This window comes from Petroclostridium xylanilyticum (assembly GCF_002252565.1).
In the GTDB taxonomy this organism is placed as follows: Bacteria; Bacillota; Clostridia; order SK-Y3; family SK-Y3; genus Petroclostridium; species Petroclostridium xylanilyticum.
In genome coordinates this window covers 452,042-469,337 of the sequence record NZ_NPML01000019.1, presented here as the reverse complement: position 1 = coordinate 469,337, position 17,296 = coordinate 452,042, and the positions used below count along the sequence as shown (strand labels likewise).

Below are 17,296 nucleotides of genomic sequence, written 5' to 3'. Positions count from 1 at the left end.
GGTATTGGCATGATGGATAAAGAAAAAGTGATTACCAGGATTTGTGATGCAGGGATTGTAGCAGTTGTTAGGGCTGAAAGCAGTGAACAGGCTCTAAAGATTGCGGATGCCTGCATTGAAGGAGGAGTAGCAGCGATAGAACTGACCTTTACAGTACCGGCAGCCCATAAGGTTATTGAAGAATTGGCTAAAACCTATACCAAGGGCGAAATCATTCTTGGTGCAGGGACTGTAATGGATTCAGAAACTGCAAGAATTGCTATTCTTTCCGGAGCACAATATGTAGTAAGTCCATATTTTAATTTAGAAACAGTTAAGCTATGTAATAGATACAGAGTACCGGTTATGCCCGGAGCTATGACTATTAAAGAAGTGGTTGAAGCGATGGAAGCGGGAGCAGATATTATAAAAATATTTCCTGGAGAAGCGTTTGGACCTAAGATTATTAAGGCTATCAAAGGGCCCATTCCATATGCAAAGATGATGCCTACCGGTGGTGTAGATGTAAATAATGTTGGTGAATGGATTAAGGCTGGTGCTGTTGCTGTAGGAGCAGGTAGTTCTCTTACTGCAGGGGCTAAAACAGGAGACTATGTATCCATTACAAGATTAGGTAAAGAATTTGTGGCAAAGATTAAGGAAGCAAGGGGATTATAATAAAAGAGTAAGTTAGATAATAAAGGTGATATGGTAGGTACAAAAAATCGAAGATTAATTAATCTTCGATTTTTTGATATTTCCCAAAATTTTTTATTGTCTAGGAAACTAGGAAAGTATAAATTTTTTTGGTAAAATGACTATGGTTTAACATAGTAATAGCAAGGGCTATCAGAATAATGTAAAAGATTAACAGGAAGTATGTGGAATGGCAAGAGGGAGTTTAAGAAGCTAAAGAATCGACTTTATAAAGAGAAGAGCGAGGGTTTTTATGTATACGGTAAAGGGGAAGTAAAGAGTGAAAAAGCTGCAATACAGTATGTGGGAAGGTATACAGGAAGGTCGCCGATAGCGGAGTCGAGGATAATATCATATGATGGACAAAAGGTGAAGTTTTACTATTTTCATACTCTTTTAAATATTCATTTCATATAGTATAATTAAACTATTAAAAGTATTTATGCGAAAAGTAACAAATGTCATATGAACTATGAAGAATATCTCTGGGCGACCTGGTATGTCGCCCCTGCAAAGGGGTAAATTTATGTATTCAATTGGGTTGATTTCGCCTTATCCGAAGCTTGCTGATATAGCAAAAGATATAATAGACATAATAGACGAACCTATAGACATAAAGATAGGAGATATGAATGAGGCTATTCCTATTGCCAATAAGATGATTTCAGAAGGTGTTGAAGTGATTATCAGCAGGGGAGGCACTGCGTTATCTCTAAGGGAATTTGTGGATGTGCCTGTTATTGAAATTCAAATTACTTCAATAGATATTATGAAATCTATCAAAAAGGCAAAGAAAAAAGGAAATAATATAGGATTGCTGGGATATGACAACGTAGTATATAACATTGAAAGTATTGCTGAAATTTTAGATGTGAATCTTGTGCCTGTTATCTTTAGTAAAGCGGATAGAGTAGAACAAAAAACTGAAAAAGTCAAACAGCTTATAGGGAAAGTTGATATCGTAGTAGGAGACCATATTTCCATTCAGATTGCACAGCAATATGGCATTGAAGGACTTTTGATAGAGTCAGGAAAGGATTCGATCCTTGAAAGCATTATAGAGGCGAAAAAGATAAGGGACGCAACGAACAGGGAAAGAGAGCGTTTTGAAGAGCTTAAGACAATATTGGATTACAGTCATGACGGTATCATAAGTATCAACAATAAAGGACAAATCAAATTCTTTAATCCTGCCGCAGAGAAAATATTTAATATAAATAAGAATAGTGTCATAGGGTATAGCATTCATGATGTGCTGCCCCATGTTAATTTTAAGGATGTCATGAAAAATGGCCAGTCAAAAATTGACGAGTTTTATAATATCGGTGAAAAAATAATTATTGCCAGTACGCTGCCAATTAAGTTGAGAGATAAGGTTGCCGGGGCCCTAAGTGTATTTCAGGATATAAGTAAAATACAGAATACAGAAGAAAAAATAAGAAAAAAAGTATACCTTAAAGGTCATGTGGCCCGGTACAGATTTGAAGACATCATCACAGGCAATGAAAAGATGAATAAGCTGGTAGAAGTAGCCAAGCTTTATGCTAATACCAGTTCAAATATTTTACTCATCGGAGAAACCGGTACAGGAAAAGAGTTCTTTGCCCAGGGTATTCATAATGCCAGCAACAGGAGAAATAAGCCTTTTGTCGCAGTGAATTGTGCTGCTTTACCCGACAATCTTCTGGAAAGTGAACTTTTTGGGTACGAAGAAGGCGCTTTCACGGGGGCAAAAAAAGGAGGCAAGCAAGGATTATTTGAGCTTGCCCACGGGGGCACAATTTTCCTGGACGAAATAGGAGAAATTGCTCCCCATATCCAGACACGGCTTTTAAGAGTACTCCAGGAAAAGCAGGTAATGCGCTTAGGCAGTGATAGAGTTATTCCTGTAGATGTGAGGGTCATTGCAGCTACAAATAAGGATTTAAAGAAGGCTATAGATGATAACCTGTTTAGAGAAGATTTATACTACCGATTAAATGTTTTAACGTTGAAAATTCCACCACTGAGAGAGAGACAGGATTCCATACCTTTATTTGTAAATGCTTTTATTGACAGATATTGCAGACAAAATAACATTGATAAAAAGACCATATCAGATGAAGCAATGAAGGCACTACAAGCATACAAGTGGTATGGTAATGTACGGGAATTGGAGAATGTAATAGAAAGACTGGTTATCATAGTTCCAACAAAGCGTATTGAACTTTACCATATTAAAAACTTTATTGATGACTGGAGTGAAGAATTACAGCCATTAATGCAGGAAAATAATGAGTATGCGGATATATCAGACACTTTTAAAATACGCATTAATGTTCACAGAAGCTTAAAAGAGATAGAAAGTGATATTATAAGGGAAGTCCTCCAACTCACCGCTGGTGACAGGACAAAAGCAGCTAAGATATTAGGTATAGGAAGAACGACACTATGGCGGTGGCTGAATGAAGCAGGCTATGTTTCGGAGTGAAACATAGCCTGCTTTTGTTTCGTATTGAAACGAAAAGCTGGACAATTTTGATATAAACATATTTTTATAAAACATAAGGGTAACTATTAAAAAGTATGTTTCAATACGAAACAAAAAGATTCAGAATCAGATTAAAGGTTTGTACAGGGATATGAATAGTGATAAAATTTTTAGATTATAGTAATTTACAATAGCCTTATTCTAAGTATATAAAGAAATTGTTAAACTTAATCTCAATCTACATCTGAATCTGAAAAATTTGGCATGGTTTTTGCACCATAACATAAGTGAAAGTAATTTAATAGAATCTGATAAAAGAATAATATTAATACTGATAAAAAGTGTTAGTATGACTGTAGTGTAAAATTAATAATTACGATGAATCTTAATAAAAGGAGGCTGAAGAGCTATGAAAATTCCTCAACTAATTAAAATTAAGCAGTATTTTAATAATGAAAAGCTGGAAGATGTATATCAAACTGCAATACAAGAAGTAAGAAATGTGGGACTTCAAATAAAGCCCGGTGACGAAATAGCAATAGCTGTTGGCAGCCGGGGTATTGCTAATTTAAAAATACTTGTAAAAGCAGTTGTTGACGGAATAAAAGAATTAGGTGGAGAGCCTTTTATCATACCGGCAATGGGCAGTCATGGCGGTGCTACTGCTGAAGGGCAAATAGAAGTATTGGAATCCTATGGTGTTATCGAAGAATATACAGGCGCTCCTATCAAATCATCCATGGAAGTAGTGGAACTCCCCGGGGATGGGTTGGAAAATAAGGTGTATATGGACAAATATGCGTATGAAGCAGATGGCACAATTGCTATCAATAGGATTAAAGTTCACACCGATTTTCATGGTCCAACTGAAAGCGGATTGATGAAAATGCTGGTTATCGGGTTGGGTAAGCACAAACAGGCACTTGAAATTCACCGCTATGGCGTATATGGTTTGCGGGAACTCATTCCTCCAACAGCAAGACAGATCATGAAGCATGGAAATATCATTATGGGTCTGGGGGTTGTAGAAAACGCCTACGATGAAACTGCCATTGTAAGGGCATTGAAGCCTGAGGTGCTTGAACAGGAAGAAATAAAGCTCATGGAGATTGCTAGAAACAATATGCCAAGTTTGCCGGTAGTTAAACTGGATGTGTTGATTGTAGATAGAATAGGAAAGAACATCAGCGGCAGCGGTATGGATACGAATATCATAGGAAGAATTAAAATCAATACTGAAAAAGACCCTGAAAAGCCTAAAATTACAAATATTGTTATCACTGATTTAACAGAGGAATCCCATGGAAATGCTGTAGGAATGGGCCTTGCAGATATCATGACAAAGAGACTCAAAGACAAGATCAACTATCAGGCTACCTATGAAAATGTTATCACCAGTACATTTTTAGAAAGAGGTAAAATGCCTATTGTAGCAGATAACGATAGAATTGCTGTTGAATATGCACTTAGAACCTGCGGGCCTATAGACCCGGAAAATGCCAGGGTGATAAGGATTAAGGATACGCTGCACTTAGGAGAAATGTATGTATCCAGGGCAGTACTTGATGAGATACAGCACTTGCCTAATATAGAAGTTGTAGGTGAGTTTGTAGATATAATAAATGAAAATAATGAATTAATCAAATTCTGAAAGGGGGCATAACCACATTATTCTATAATGCGGAAAGTATTATGAAAGCATTAGTTAAGTATGCAAAAGGTAATGGAAATATGGAAATTAGAGATGTTCCTGAGCCAAAGCCGGGGCCAGGACAGGTGAAAATTGAAGTAAAGGCTGCCGGTATTTGTGGATCTGACCTTCACATCTACCATGATGATATAGCTATTCCACTTAATCCTCCGGTAGTTACCGGCCATGAATTCTGTGGTGTAGTTGTTGAAGTAGGAAAAGGTGTTACTGCATGGAAGTCTGGAGACAGGGTGACCTCTGAAACTGCTTTCAGCTTCTGCGGAAAATGCCATTATTGTATCACAGGTTATTATAATTTGTGTAATGAAAGAAGAACTTTAGGCTACTGGTACAACGGTGCTTTTGCAAAATATACAGTGGTACCACAGGAAAGAGTGCATGTACTGTCTGACAGTATCGACTTTATTTCCGGTGCACTGCTTGAACCTTTAGCTTGTGTCACACATGCGGTGTTGGAGCTTACAACTATTACAGTAGGAGATGTGGTATTGGTTGTAGGTCCTGGTGCAATTGGCCTTGCAACTCTGCAGGTGGCAAAGGCACAAGGAGCTACTGTAGTTGTATCGGGAACTTCTATTGACAAAGAAAGATTGGAAATGGCTAAAAAATTAGATGCAGACTATACTATCAATGTTCAGGAAGAAGACTTACAGAAATTCATATGGGAGCTTACAAAAGGTAAAGGCGTTGATGTAGTCCTTGAATGCTCCGGTGTAGCAAGAGCTGCTGATGATGCACTGAAAGTAATCAAGAAACAGGGTCAGTTTACCCAAATCGGATTGTTTGGTAAGCCTATTACTATTGACTTTGAAAGAATTTGCTTCAAGGAACTAAAAGTTACCGGTTCTTTAGGTTCTAGATGGACCTCCTGGGAAAAGGCTATTCAACTTGTAGAGCAAGGTAAAGTAAGAACTAAGCCTTTAGTATCCCATGAGATGCCAATTACTGAATGGGAAAAGGCATTCCGGATGTTTGAAAATAAAGAAGGTCTAAAACTGGTGTTAATACCTGTTGAAAATTAATAAATAAAAGGGGATGATCACATAAGTTTAAGTGCGGAAAGAAAGCAATATCTTGAGGATTTGTGCAAGCGTTTTAGAATAGAGTTAGTTGAGTTATTATACAAGATCCAAACAGGACATCCTGGTGGGTCCTTATCAGCAACAGAAATCATTACAACCTTATATTTTGAAATATTAAATGTTGATGCTAAGAATGCAAAGTGTGAAGACAGAGACCGTTTCATCCTTGCAAAAGGACATGCAGCACCCATGTTATATTTTGTTCTTGCAGAAAAAGGCTTCTTCCCTAAAGAAGACCTTGAAACATTAAGACAGCTCAACAGCCATCTGCAGGGACATCCATGTGCTACAAAGACTCGGGGTGTGGAATTATCTACAGGACCTCTCGGATTAGGTTTGCCGGCAGGTTTGGGTATGGCATTAGGAGCGAAGTTAAATCAAAAAGATTTCTACACTTATGTTTTATTGGGAGATGGAGAAATCCAGGAAGGTATCGTCTGGGAAGCAGCTATGTCAGCGGCTAAGTTTAAAGCAGACAATCTTATTGCTATCCTTGATAACAATAACGTACAGCTTGATGGTACCGTTGATGAAATTATGCCAATGGGAGATATAGGAGCAAAATGGAAAGCATTCGGCTGGAATGTTATCCATATCGATGGTCATAATGTTGAAGAAATATACGATGCAATACAACAGGCTAAGGCAGTAAAAGGCATGCCAACAATTATCATCGCAAAGACTGTAAAAGGTAAGGGAGTTTCCTTCATGGAGGGAAAAAATGTATGGCATGGAAAACCAATCGGGGATGAAGATTACAAGAAGGCAATGGTTGAGTTAGGGGGTACTATCAATGGCTGATAAGAAGGCAATAAGAGACGCATACGGCGAGGTGTTAGTAAAAATAGGTAGAGAAAATAAAAATGTAGTTGTATTGGATGCTGACGTTGCAAGCTCAAGTAAAAGTATACTTTTTGGAAAAGAGTTCCCGGATAGATTCTTTAATGTAGGTATTGCTGAAGCAAACATGGCTGCTATGGCTGCAGGTTTGGCCACTACGGGAAAAATTCCCTTTGTAAATACCTTTGCAGCATTTATGGTGTTAAGAGCAGCAGACTCGATTAGAAGCTTGATTTCCTATACAAACTTAAATGTAAAATTGGCAGGAACCTATGCAGGGCTTTCCGACTCCTATGACGGTGCAAGCCATCATGCAATAGCTGATATAGCATTTATGAGAGCGCTGCCTAACATGACAGTAATCTCTGTAGCTGATGCTGTTGAAACTGAAATGGCAACAAGAGCAGTAGTGGATTATAAAGGCCCGGTTTATTTGAGATTAAGCAGAGCAGAAGTACCAATTATATTTGACACCAGCTACAATTTTGAGATTGGCAAAGGTGTTCAGCTAACTGACGGAAACGATGTTACTATCGTAGCTACGGGATACATGGTACAAAAGGCACTGGAAGCAGCAGATCAATTAAAAGCCAAAGGAATCAAGGCAAGAGTTGTAAATATCCATACTATTAAACCAATCGACAAGGAACTGCTTGTAAAATGTGCACAAGAAACCGGTGCAGTTGTAACTGCTGAAGAACATAACATCTATGGTGGACTGGGAGCTGCTGTAGCAGAAGTATTAACCAAAGAATACCCTATTCCAATGGAATATGTGGGTGTGCAAGATGTATTTGCTGAGTCAGGGGACTATGAACAACTTCTGAAGAAGTATGGATTAAGTGCTGAAAATATTGTATATAAAGTAGAGAGTGTTGTTAAAAGAAAGAAATGATCCAAACAAACCCCTTAAATAAGCCTGTTGGCAATTTGCAAACAGGCCGTTTCTTATTGAAGTAGTATATTGTATTAACCGGCATGATATTATAAAATAGACTTGGAGGAGAACTTTTACATTTCTTATAGTAATATTTTTAGATTTTTAATACGGAGGCAGCGTAATGATAAAATTACTTATTATAGCAGATGACTTCACCGGGGCACTTGATACAGGGGTTCAGTTTGCAAAAAAAGGGATTCCAACGTTTGTTGGTGTTAATCAGGAACTTGATTTAGAATTTATCGATAAAAAAATACAGGTATTAGCAATAGATATTGAAAGCAGGCATATCCAGCCGGACCAGGCATTCAAAAGAGTAGAAAAGATTGTAAAAAAAGCAAAGGCTTATGGTATAGAATATATCTATAAAAAGACTGACTCGACGCTAAGAGGAAATATAGGAAGTGAATTAACTGCATTGGTAAAGGCTGCCGGCAGCCAGGAGCTTATGTTTATACCCGCATTTCCGAATAATAACAGGGTTACTATAGACGGTTACCACTATGTTAACGAAATACCACTTGACCAAACGATTTTTGCACAAGACCCCTTTGAGCCGGTAAAACATAGCTATATACCTGATATTATTAAAGAACAAACTCAAATTAACGTAGTAGTGACGAATTATAAAAATTTTGAATTTATAGATAGTGATAATGAAAAGGTTGACACGATATATATTTTTGATGCAAAGGATAATAGTGACTTAAAAGAAATTGGCATTGTTTTAAAAAGGAAAGATAAGCTGAAAGTTATGGCAGGATGTGCAGGATTTGCTGAAATTTTATCTGAGTTACTGGAATTGGAGGCTAAAAATATACATTTCAAAAAAAATAGTATTGGAACATTAGTGATTTCAGGCAGTATTAATGAGGTTTCTATAAATCAAATGAATTATGCACAAAAACATGGGTATGAAAGTATTACATTAACTCCTGAACAAAAATTGCAGGAGGATTATTTAGATACCCATGAAGGAGAAAAACTTTTAGAGCGCATTGTTGAGAGGATAAGCATCAACGAAGACTTCATTATAAAAGCAGTTGAAAACCGTGACCAGATGCATGAAACTGATGAATATGCAAATAAGTTAAATATTGCTATGAATAAGGTGCATTTAAAGATCGCTGAAAACATGGGAAGGCTGGTCAAAAAAATATTGGATAAAAAGCATGTAGGAACGTTAGTTGTCTTCGGAGGCGACACTGTGCTGGGAATTATGAAGGCTATAGAATGTTATGGCATAATTCCCAGGGAGGAGGTTGTCCCGGGAGTTGTAGTTTCTGACGTAATAAGTGATGATTATAAACTCAATATTATTACCAAAGCAGGAGGCTTTGGTAATGAGGATATATTAATTCAGATAAAAAACTATTTGAAGAAGGGTGAGTAAAATGTTAATAGGAATTACAATGGGAGATGCAAGTGGTGTAGGACCGGAGTTGATACTTGGAGCTTATAAACAAAAAGCAATACAAAAGGATTTTATAGTTATTGGAGACTATGAGGTTTTAGAGTATTGCAATGAACTATTAAATTATGGAGTGCCATTAAGAAGGATTGCTGATGTAACTGAGGTGCAGGAAGGTTATATAAATGTCCTGGACTTAAAACTGTTGAAAAAAGAAGAACTTGAAATAGGCAGGATTTCCAAAAAATCAGGCTATGCTGCCATGAAATATGTTGAATACGCGACACAATTAGCTTTAGATAAAAAAATAGAAGCAATCGTAACCCTGCCCATGAATAAAGAAGCAACGAGACTCAGTAATGAAAACTTTTCAGGACATACAGAATTAATAGCGAAAATATGCGGCCAAACCAACTATACAATGATGCTTGCATCAGAAAAATTGACTGTAACCCATGTCAATACCCATGTTTCCATGGAAGAAGCAATAAAAAATGTAAAAAAAGAGAGGATCTATAATGTAATCAAGCTAACACATGATGCTCTAAAAAGATTTATAATCAAGCCTAAAATTGCGGTTGCAGGGTTGAATCCTCATGCGGGTGAAGGCGGTTCCTTCGGAAGGGAAGATATTAATGAGATAAAGCCGGCGGTATTGAAGGCGCAAGAAGAAGGCATTTATGCAGAAGGCCCTATCCCGCCCGATACCGTCTTTATTAAAGCATGTAAAAAACAATATGATGCTGTTGTTTGCATGTATCATGACCAGGGACATATTCCTATAAAGCTTTTGGATTTTGAAGGTGGGGTTAACGTAACGCTAGGGTTGAAAGTAATAAGAACTTCGGTGGACCATGGGACGGCTTTTGACATTGCTTATAAAGGGATTGCTTCTACACGGAGTCTGACAGAAGCATATAAGTTTGCGATTAATCTTGTTCAGGGCAAATAATATCATATGAAACTACTGAAAAAGTCCGATTTAGCAGGAAGAAGGGGCAAGACTCGCGGACTGGACCTCCTATAGAATTTTTAGTATCCTTTGATGTTGTAATATGTGAGATTATGTGGTAATATAGAATTACTATATTACTTAAGAGGGTGGATAGATGTTAGCTGTAAATAGACAGGAAAGGATACTTAAGCTGCTCCATGAAAAAGGCTTTGTGAAAGTATCCGATTTGAGTAAAATGTTTGACGTATCAGAAGAAACGATACGAAGAGATATGGAAAAATTGGAGAACCAGGGCCTGTTACAAAAAATCCATGGAGGAGCCACTCTTATCGGAGAAGTAAATGATGTACCTCCTATATCGCTTAGAAAAGAAATCAACCTGGAAGGCAAAAGGAAAATAGCGCAGGAAGCAGTGAAATATGTGAAAGCCGGCGATTCGATAATATTAGATTCAGGAAGTACTACACTTATGCTTGCGCACCTATTGCCGGACATTGAAATATCTGTTATCACCAACGATATTAATATCGCCTATGAACTTTCCAATAAAGAGCGGGTTAATTTGATTCTAACAGGAGGAACCCAGAGAAAAGGGTCTTATTCTTTGGTTGGACCGGAAACTGAGAAATTTTTTGAAACCTATAATGTTCAAAAGATTTTCCTTTCAACCAGCGGTATAAAGCTCGGCCAGGGTTTGTCTGTTTCAAATATATTAGAGGCACATATAAAGAAAAAGATTATTTCATGTGCCCAGGAAGTAATTTGTCTTGCTGATATTACGAAGTTTGGTAAAACTGCGCTGGTTACCTTTGCTCCGATAAACCAAATTCATAAATTAATTTGTGATCAAAAGATTGGCAAAGAATATGAAACGTATTTGAGGGATAGGGGGATACAGGTAATTATTGCAGATGAGGCTGCTGATAAAAAATTTTAAGCTTAAGTTATTGGGATGAGCTGGTATGTTTTTTAATTAAAAAATTCGCTTAGTTTGAATTTGTTTATTGAAAAATGTTGATAAGTGTGGTAATATATTTTTAAAACGACATATTAATGTGACTTTTACCAAATTGAAAGAGGTGAAAAAATGAAGATAATTATAGCGCCCGACTCATTTAAAGGAAGTAATACAACAATCGCTGTTGCAAATACAATAGAAAAAGGCATCCGAAAAGTATTTCCAGATGCAGAAATAGTCAAAATACCAATCGCTGACGGGGGAGAAGGCACTGTAGATGCATTGGTTTTAGGTGCTGGAGGAAAATTTAAGGAAATAACCGTTACCGGTCCACTAGGGGAGAAGGTACAAGCAAAGTATGGAATACTGGATAATGGTGCGGCTGTTATCGAGATGGCAGCGGCTTCTGGCTTACCTTTGGTGCCGGAAAACAAGAAAAACCCAATGGTAACCACTACCTATGGTACTGGTGAGTTAATTAAGGCGGCATTGGATGATGGATGCAGGAAAATCGTAATCGGTATTGGGGGTAGTGCAACCAATGACGGTGGACTGGGAATGGCGCAGGCTTTAGGTGTTTCATTTAAGGATAAGGACGGAAAAGAGCTTGGCTATGGCGGCGGTGAGCTTGAAAAACTTGCAGTTATAGATGTTTCCAATATTGATCCGCGAATCAAAGATACGGAAATTATCATTGCTTGCGACGTATCCAATCCTCTTTGCGGCGAAAAAGGTGCTTCAGCTGTATACGGACCTCAAAAAGGGGCAACTCCGGAAATGGTTAAGCAGCTGGATGCAAACCTCAGGCACTTTGCCAGAATCATAAAAGAACAGTTGGGACAGGATATTATTGATGTCCCGGGAACCGGGGCAGCCGGCGGCTTGGGTGCAGGCCTGATCGTCTTCTGCGGTGCCCAGCTTAAGTCCGGTATAGAAACAGTACTGGATGTAGTAAATATAGACCGGCACTTACCGACTACCGACCTGGTTATTACCGGAGAAGGTAAGATTGATGGACAATCCATCTACGGAAAAGTTCCCGTAGGTGTTGGACAGAGGGTTAAAAAGTATAATCTGCCTGTCCTTGCTATTGTAGGAGATATTGGCGATGGAGCTTCAGCAGTATATGACTATGGAGTAGATGGTATCATGAGCACAGTTAATAAAGCAATGCCGCTCAGCGAAGCAATGGGCAGATCATCAGAATTATTGGAAGATGCCGCTGAAAGGGTAATGAGAATTATTAAAATTGGAATGGTGATGAGAAGGAGTGACATTTTATGAATGAATCTATGTACAAATACATGAAAGTAGGTTTAATCCATTTCATGGCCTACCCGTCTACTATTAAGGGCGAAGGTCCAATTGCAGAAACCATTAAAAAAATAGCTGTAGATGATTATTTTAATGCAATTGAAGTTAGCTGGATGAAAGATCCTGAAGTAAGAAAACAGGTTAAAAAGATGTTTGAAACGAGCCATATGACCGTAGCTTATGGCGCACAGCCAAGATTACTCACTACTGGCTTGAACATCAACGACCTTAATGAAGAAGGAAGGCAAAAAGCTGTTGCTACTTTAAAGGAAGGTATTGATGAGGCCTATGAATTGGGAGCTGTTGGGCTCGCCTTCTTAAGCGGAAAATACGAAGAAGCTACTAAAGAAGAGTCTTTCCAGGCATTAGTAAAATCCACTAAAGAATTGTGTGCTTATGCAAAATCCAAAGGTAGTCTAAGAATAGTATTGGAAGTATTTGATTTCGATATAGACAAAAAGAGTATCATTGGACCAGTTGCACTGGCGAAGAGATTTGCAGAAGAGATCAGAAAAGAATATGATAATTTTGGGTTAATGGTTGACTTAAGCCATCTTCCTTTATTAAGAGAGACAGCAGAACAGGCTATTCTTCCAATAAAAGAGTATCTTGTACATGCTCATATTGGTAATGCTGTTGTAAAGGATCCATCCTTTGAGGCATATGGGGATGCACATCCAAGATTTGGGTTCCCTAACGGTGAAAATGATGTTCCGGAATTGGTAGAATTCTTGAGGGTATTAAAAGATATTGGATTCTTAAATACTCAAAATCCACCAATTGTAAGCTTTGAAGTAAAACCATGGGGAGATGAAGACCCGGATATTGTAATTGCTAATGCAAAGAGGACATTAAATGAAGCATGGGCAAAACTATAATATTTATATCATAATTTTTCAAGTTCCGAGATAAAAGAAAGGGGATTGAATATGAAAATAGTAGTATTAGATGGATATACACTAAACCCAGGTGACTTAACATGGGAAAGATTAGAAAAGCTTGGAGACCTGACAGTATATGACCGTACTCCAGCAGATAAAATTTTAGAAAGAATAGGCGATGCAGAAATTGTTTACACCAACAAAACTCCGCTGACTAGAGAGACATTTGAGAAAGCACCTAATATAAAATGGGTAGGCTTATTAGCAACAGGATACAATGTTGTAGATGTGGATGCAGCAAAAGAAAAAGGTATTCCTGTAGCAAACATTCCGACTTACGGGACTGCAGCAGTGGCACAATTTGCTTTTGCATTGTTGTTAGAAATGTGCCATCATGTATGGGCGCATAATGAAGCAGTTAAAAAAGGTGAATGGACAAACTGTCCTGATTTTTGCTTCTGGAATTATCCATTAATTGAATTAGCAGGAAAAACAATGGGTATTATTGGATTCGGAAGAATTGGCCAGGCAACAGCAAAAATTGCACAAGCCGTTGGTATGAAAGTACTGGCGTATGATGAATACCAAAATAAGGCATTGGAAAGCGATACATTAAAATATGTAGAATTAGATGAATTATTGGCAAAATCCGATGTAATCAGCTTACACTGCCCATTATTTGAAAGCACAAAAGGAATCATCAACAAAAATACAATCGCAAAAATGAAGGATGGAGCAATGATTATAAATACATCAAGAGGGCCATTGATTGTAGAAGAAGATTTGGCAGAAGCGTTAAACAGCGGCAAAATAGCTGGAGCAGCTGTAGACGTTGTATCCACTGAGCCAATAAAAATGGATAACCCATTATTGAAAGCGAAAAACTGCATCATCACCCCACATATCGCTTGGGCTCCAAAGGAATCAAGAGAACGTCTTATGAATATTGCAGTAGACAACTTAGAAGCATTCTTAGCAGGAAATCCTGTTAATGTAGTAAATAAATAATTTTGTGAAGAGGTATTAGAACTTCCGGACGCAGTGTCAGAGTAGCAGGCGCATTGTTTGAGCGAAGCGAGTTTGCGCCTGCCTGACACAAGCCTTGGAAGTTCTTTACCTCGAAACTCTGCGGGTGAAACAATGCACCTTTGTACGCAGTGTATTTTCATCATTTTTGTGCTGAGACCACTTGGCATGACGATTAACATGTATTAAACGGCAGTGTATTTATATACGCTGCCGTTTTGAATTTATAGATGACAACATATTAAATTTTTATTTAACTTTAACAAATGTAGACTTCTCTTGTGATTCAAGACAGGCAAGTATGATTTTAAGTGCTTTATATCCTTCTTCACCAGAAATTTCGGGGGCTCTATTATTTAGAATACAATCAACAAAGAGTTCGCTAACACCGCTATTTACCTGTTTGAGGTTGGTAGCAATATCCCCGACATTATAGCACTCTCTGGCACCATCTCTATATGTCACAGTTACCTGGAATTCCGGGTCATAACCAATCTTAAGAACACCTTTTTCACAGTACAGGATAGTGCCATTGTCTTCATCGCCCTTATAGGTCCAACTTGCGATCAAAGAACCTAAAATACCGCTTTCGGTCTTCAGAATGCAGGTAGCATTATCATCCACATTAATTATTTGACCATTCTCATATTTCTTTTCTAAAGTAGCAATAAAAGCAGCTACTTCAGTGATTTCTTCTCCTAATAGCCATCGTATCAAATCAGCCTTATGTACACCGAGATCGCCCATAGCTCCTACAAAAGCTTCGTCCTTTTTAAAGAACCATGTATCTTTAGATTTAGCTGCACTCCATTGTTCAGGGCCTCCATGTCCAAACGTTGTTCTGAAGGTAAGCACTTTTCCCAGTCTTCTGCTGTCTAATATTTCTTTAGCTTTTATATGAGGTTTCATTAGTCTTTGGTTGTGTCCAATCATCAGAAATTTATTGTTTTCTTTTGCAACCTTGATCATTTCTTCAGCTTCTTCAGCAGAAATAGCCATAGGTTTTTCGCAAAGAACATGCTTTCCAGCTTTTAAAGCGTAAATACTCATAGGAGCATGTAGATAATTGGGGGTACATACGATGACAGCATCAACCTCTTCATTAGCCAGAAGTTCCTTGTAATCAGTATAGGCCCTCATACCGTATTGTTCGGCAACTTTTTCCGCCCTTTCCTTTACAATATCACATACTGCTACTAGTTCGACATTGGGATTTTCAGAGCATTCACTGATATGCCTTTTTTGTGCAATAGACCCTGCACCAAAAACAGCTATTTTGACCTTTTTCATAATAGAGTTAAACCTCCTTAAAATATAATATTATTGATTTTATTATAGCCGGGGTGAAATTGGTTTGGTAAAAAATAAGAAATCTTAGAACTTCATAATTTACGTGAAAATTACTACATTTGAAGCTGTGGGAAAACGTATATAACGTGGCATATTAAAATATAGAAATGCCACATAAAACCATAGAAAAATCAGTAAAAATATATATGATTATTAAAAAACATAAAAATAACTATCAAACTTTATCACATGCAGAAGTTTTTTGTAATGGATTACAAAGCATAATAAATATTAAATATAAAAAATATCCTTTATCAACCTTATAATGAAAAATATTTTACCTTTATTTTCTAAAATGATGGTAACATATGGTTGGTATTCTTGTCAAGTTATTATTTAATGTTTATAATTAATAACGCTGAATTTTTAAAATATTTTAGCGATTTTCACAAAAAAGCTCATATTTATTTCATTTTACAGGATTCATACCATAAATAAAAGGAATTATTTGCAAGATTGAGTAAAAAAATAGAATCTATGATTTATTTAAGTAAATAAGAAAAATATGTGCCAAAATCAGGTTGAAAAACTAAAAAAGCTAGTTTATAATGTAATTGATTACATAAAAATAATCTCTCCAAGATGACAAAAAGACTTCCAATTATTATAAAACAAAGATAGAGGAGAAAAGGTGATTGAATGGCTACAATAAAAGAGGTTGCAGAGCTTGCAGGTGTTTCTGTTGCTACGGTATCGCGGGTATTGAATAATAGTGATAGTGTACTGCCAACTACCAGGGATAAAGTACTTGAGGCGATGGAACAACTTCAATATCAACCAAATTTACTGGCTAGACACTTGAGATGTTCAGAGACGAAATTAATATTAGTTATTATACCGAGCATAGCAAATCTTTTTTTCTCTGAGGTAGTAAAAGGCATGCAGGATGCAGCTCGCACTTACGGGTATAATATCTTGCTTTGTGCTACTGAAAATGATGCTGAAAGATTGCAGGTTTATATCAATTTGTTGAAATCCCGTCAAGCAGATGGTGCGATATTTGTTTCAACAATTATCGATGATAAAACTCTAACTGAAATTGCTGATTCATATCCTGTTGTCCAGTGCAGTGAATACAAGGAAGGTCTAAATATTTCCTATGTAACCATAGATAATAGGCTGGCAGCTTATCATGGTGTACAGCATTTAATAAAAATCGGTAGAAGGAGAATTGCTTTTATTAATGGAAGAGAAGATCATCTATCTACTAGATTAAGATTAGAAGGCTATAAGCAGGCCCTGAGTGATTATAAGATAGAGTATTGTGAGGAATTAGTGCGCAATGGGCTTTATGGAATAAAGAGCGGACATAGAATAATGAGGCAGCTTTTAGACCTCAAGGAACCTCCGGACGGTGTACTGGCTAGTTCTGATATGATGGCCATCGGTGCAATTAAAGTAGCTAAACAAATGGGGTTTCAAGTCCCGGGTGATATAGCGGTAGTAAGTTTCGACAATACAAGGTCTGCAAGCATTTTCGAACCCTCCATTACAAGTATTGCCCAGCCTATGTACGACTTGGGACAGTGTTCTGTAGAAATTCTTATCAAGAAAATTAACAGCCAGGACAAATACGAGGAGAAATTGGTACTGGAGCATGAGCTTGTAATAAGACAGTCTACTATAGGATAATTTTTTAAATAAATTCTAATTTAACCTAAATTTATCAAATTAAAGGGGGAA

The 17,296-nt window shown here is 37.3% G+C and carries 14 protein-coding genes and 1 pseudogene; 14 read left to right on the top strand and 1 reads right to left on the bottom strand.

The genetic code is table 11. The features are described from left to right. Positions 1 to 12: 12 nt before the first annotated feature. From CIB29_RS14360 to CIB29_RS14300, 13 genes and pseudogenes are all read left to right on the top strand, one after another. On the top strand, positions 13 to 657 hold the full coding sequence (locus CIB29_RS14360) for a bifunctional 2-keto-4-hydroxyglutarate aldolase/2-keto-3-deoxy-6-phosphogluconate aldolase (RefSeq protein ID WP_094551149.1): 645 nt from the start codon (positions 13 to 15) through the stop codon (positions 655 to 657). A 207-nt stretch (positions 658 to 864) separates the two neighbouring features. After that, positions 865 to 1,059 (top strand): annotated as a pseudogene (locus CIB29_RS14355) (transposase); the annotation flags it as partial. A 142-nt stretch (positions 1,060 to 1,201) separates the two neighbouring features. Further along, a complete protein-coding gene (locus CIB29_RS14350; RefSeq protein WP_198543898.1) occupies positions 1,202 to 3,145 on the top strand; it encodes a sigma 54-interacting transcriptional regulator in 1,944 nt (647 codons plus the stop codon). A gap of 409 nt (positions 3,146 to 3,554) precedes the next feature. After that, a complete protein-coding gene (locus CIB29_RS14345) occupies positions 3,555 to 4,796 on the top strand; it encodes a nickel pincer cofactor-dependent isomerase, group 22 (RefSeq protein WP_094550804.1) in 1,242 nt (413 codons plus the stop codon). A 41-nt stretch (positions 4,797 to 4,837) separates the two neighbouring features. Beyond that, a complete protein-coding gene (locus CIB29_RS14340) occupies positions 4,838 to 5,878 on the top strand; it encodes a zinc-binding dehydrogenase (protein ID WP_094550802.1) in 1,041 nt (346 codons plus the stop codon). 21 nt (positions 5,879 to 5,899) lie between these two features. After that, positions 5,900 to 6,739, top strand: coding sequence for a transketolase (locus tag CIB29_RS14335; protein WP_094550800.1), 840 nt, complete (start codon positions 5,900 to 5,902; stop codon positions 6,737 to 6,739). After that, the gene (locus CIB29_RS14330; protein ID WP_094550798.1) at positions 6,732 to 7,673 is read left to right on the top strand and encodes a transketolase family protein; all 942 of its coding nucleotides are present in this window, start codon (positions 6,732 to 6,734) and stop codon (positions 7,671 to 7,673) included. The genes CIB29_RS14335 and CIB29_RS14330 overlap by 8 nt, the downstream gene beginning before the upstream one ends. A gap of 166 nt (positions 7,674 to 7,839) precedes the next feature. Next, positions 7,840 to 9,111: a four-carbon acid sugar kinase family protein gene (locus CIB29_RS14325; protein ID WP_094550796.1), complete on the top strand. Its 1,272-nt coding sequence runs from the start codon at positions 7,840 to 7,842 to the stop codon at positions 9,109 to 9,111. A 1-nt stretch (position 9,112) separates the two neighbouring features. After that, positions 9,113 to 10,081 carry a 4-hydroxythreonine-4-phosphate dehydrogenase PdxA gene (gene pdxA, locus CIB29_RS14320; protein WP_094550794.1) on the top strand — a complete coding sequence of 323 codons (969 nt, stop codon included), beginning with the start codon at positions 9,113 to 9,115 and terminating at the stop codon, positions 10,079 to 10,081. 157 nt (positions 10,082 to 10,238) lie between these two features. Next, entirely contained in the window at positions 10,239 to 11,021 is a 783-nt protein-coding gene (locus CIB29_RS14315; RefSeq protein WP_094550792.1) for a DeoR/GlpR family DNA-binding transcription regulator, read from the top strand. 150 nt (positions 11,022 to 11,171) lie between these two features. Then, positions 11,172 to 12,326: a glycerate kinase gene (locus tag CIB29_RS14310; protein ID WP_094550790.1), complete on the top strand. Its 1,155-nt coding sequence runs from the start codon at positions 11,172 to 11,174 to the stop codon at positions 12,324 to 12,326. Continuing rightward, positions 12,323 to 13,234, top strand: a complete 912-nt coding sequence (locus tag CIB29_RS14305) for a sugar phosphate isomerase/epimerase family protein (protein WP_094550788.1) — start codon at positions 12,323 to 12,325, stop codon at positions 13,232 to 13,234. Before CIB29_RS14310 ends, CIB29_RS14305 begins: the two co-directional genes overlap by 4 nt. Positions 13,235 to 13,285: 51 nt before the next feature. Continuing rightward, entirely contained in the window at positions 13,286 to 14,245 is a 960-nt protein-coding gene (locus CIB29_RS14300) for a D-2-hydroxyacid dehydrogenase (RefSeq protein ID WP_094550786.1), read from the top strand. Between the two features lie 267 nt (positions 14,246 to 14,512). Here the strand turns inward: CIB29_RS14300 and CIB29_RS14295 are convergent, their stop codons facing one another. Continuing rightward, entirely contained in the window at positions 14,513 to 15,553 is a 1,041-nt protein-coding gene (locus tag CIB29_RS14295) for a Gfo/Idh/MocA family protein (RefSeq protein ID WP_094550784.1), read from the bottom strand. Between the two features lie 699 nt (positions 15,554 to 16,252). On the opposite strand from CIB29_RS14295, the gene CIB29_RS14290 reads away from it, so the two are divergent. Then, positions 16,253 to 17,245 carry a LacI family DNA-binding transcriptional regulator gene (locus CIB29_RS14290; protein WP_094550782.1) on the top strand — a complete coding sequence of 331 codons (993 nt, stop codon included), beginning with the start codon at positions 16,253 to 16,255 and terminating at the stop codon, positions 17,243 to 17,245. Positions 17,246 to 17,296 lie beyond the last annotated feature (51 nt).

Bases quoted from the DNA above. Each gene is read 5' to 3' on its own strand.
- CIB29_RS14360 (WP_094551149.1), top strand. From the start codon at position 13: ATGGATAAAGAAAAAGTGATTACCAGGATTTGTGATGCAGGGATTGTA.
- CIB29_RS14350 (WP_198543898.1), top strand. From the start codon at position 1,202: ATGTATTCAATTGGGTTGATTTCGCCTTATCCGAAGCTTGCTGATATA.
- CIB29_RS14345 (WP_094550804.1), top strand. From the start codon at position 3,555: ATGAAAATTCCTCAACTAATTAAAATTAAGCAGTATTTTAATAATGAA.
- CIB29_RS14340 (WP_094550802.1), top strand. From the start codon at position 4,838: ATGAAAGCATTAGTTAAGTATGCAAAAGGTAATGGAAATATGGAAATT.
- CIB29_RS14330 (WP_094550798.1), top strand. From the start codon at position 6,732: ATGGCTGATAAGAAGGCAATAAGAGACGCATACGGCGAGGTGTTAGTA.
- CIB29_RS14325 (WP_094550796.1), top strand. From the start codon at position 7,840: ATGATAAAATTACTTATTATAGCAGATGACTTCACCGGGGCACTTGAT.
- pdxA (WP_094550794.1), top strand. From the start codon at position 9,113: ATGTTAATAGGAATTACAATGGGAGATGCAAGTGGTGTAGGACCGGAG.
- CIB29_RS14315 (WP_094550792.1), top strand. From the start codon at position 10,239: ATGTTAGCTGTAAATAGACAGGAAAGGATACTTAAGCTGCTCCATGAA.
- CIB29_RS14310 (WP_094550790.1), top strand. From the start codon at position 11,172: ATGAAGATAATTATAGCGCCCGACTCATTTAAAGGAAGTAATACAACA.
- CIB29_RS14305 (WP_094550788.1), top strand. From the start codon at position 12,323: ATGAATGAATCTATGTACAAATACATGAAAGTAGGTTTAATCCATTTC.
- CIB29_RS14300 (WP_094550786.1), top strand. From the start codon at position 13,286: ATGAAAATAGTAGTATTAGATGGATATACACTAAACCCAGGTGACTTA.
- CIB29_RS14295 (WP_094550784.1), bottom strand. From the start codon at position 15,553: ATGAAAAAGGTCAAAATAGCTGTTTTTGGTGCAGGGTCTATTGCACAA.
- CIB29_RS14290 (WP_094550782.1), top strand. From the start codon at position 16,253: ATGGCTACAATAAAAGAGGTTGCAGAGCTTGCAGGTGTTTCTGTTGCT.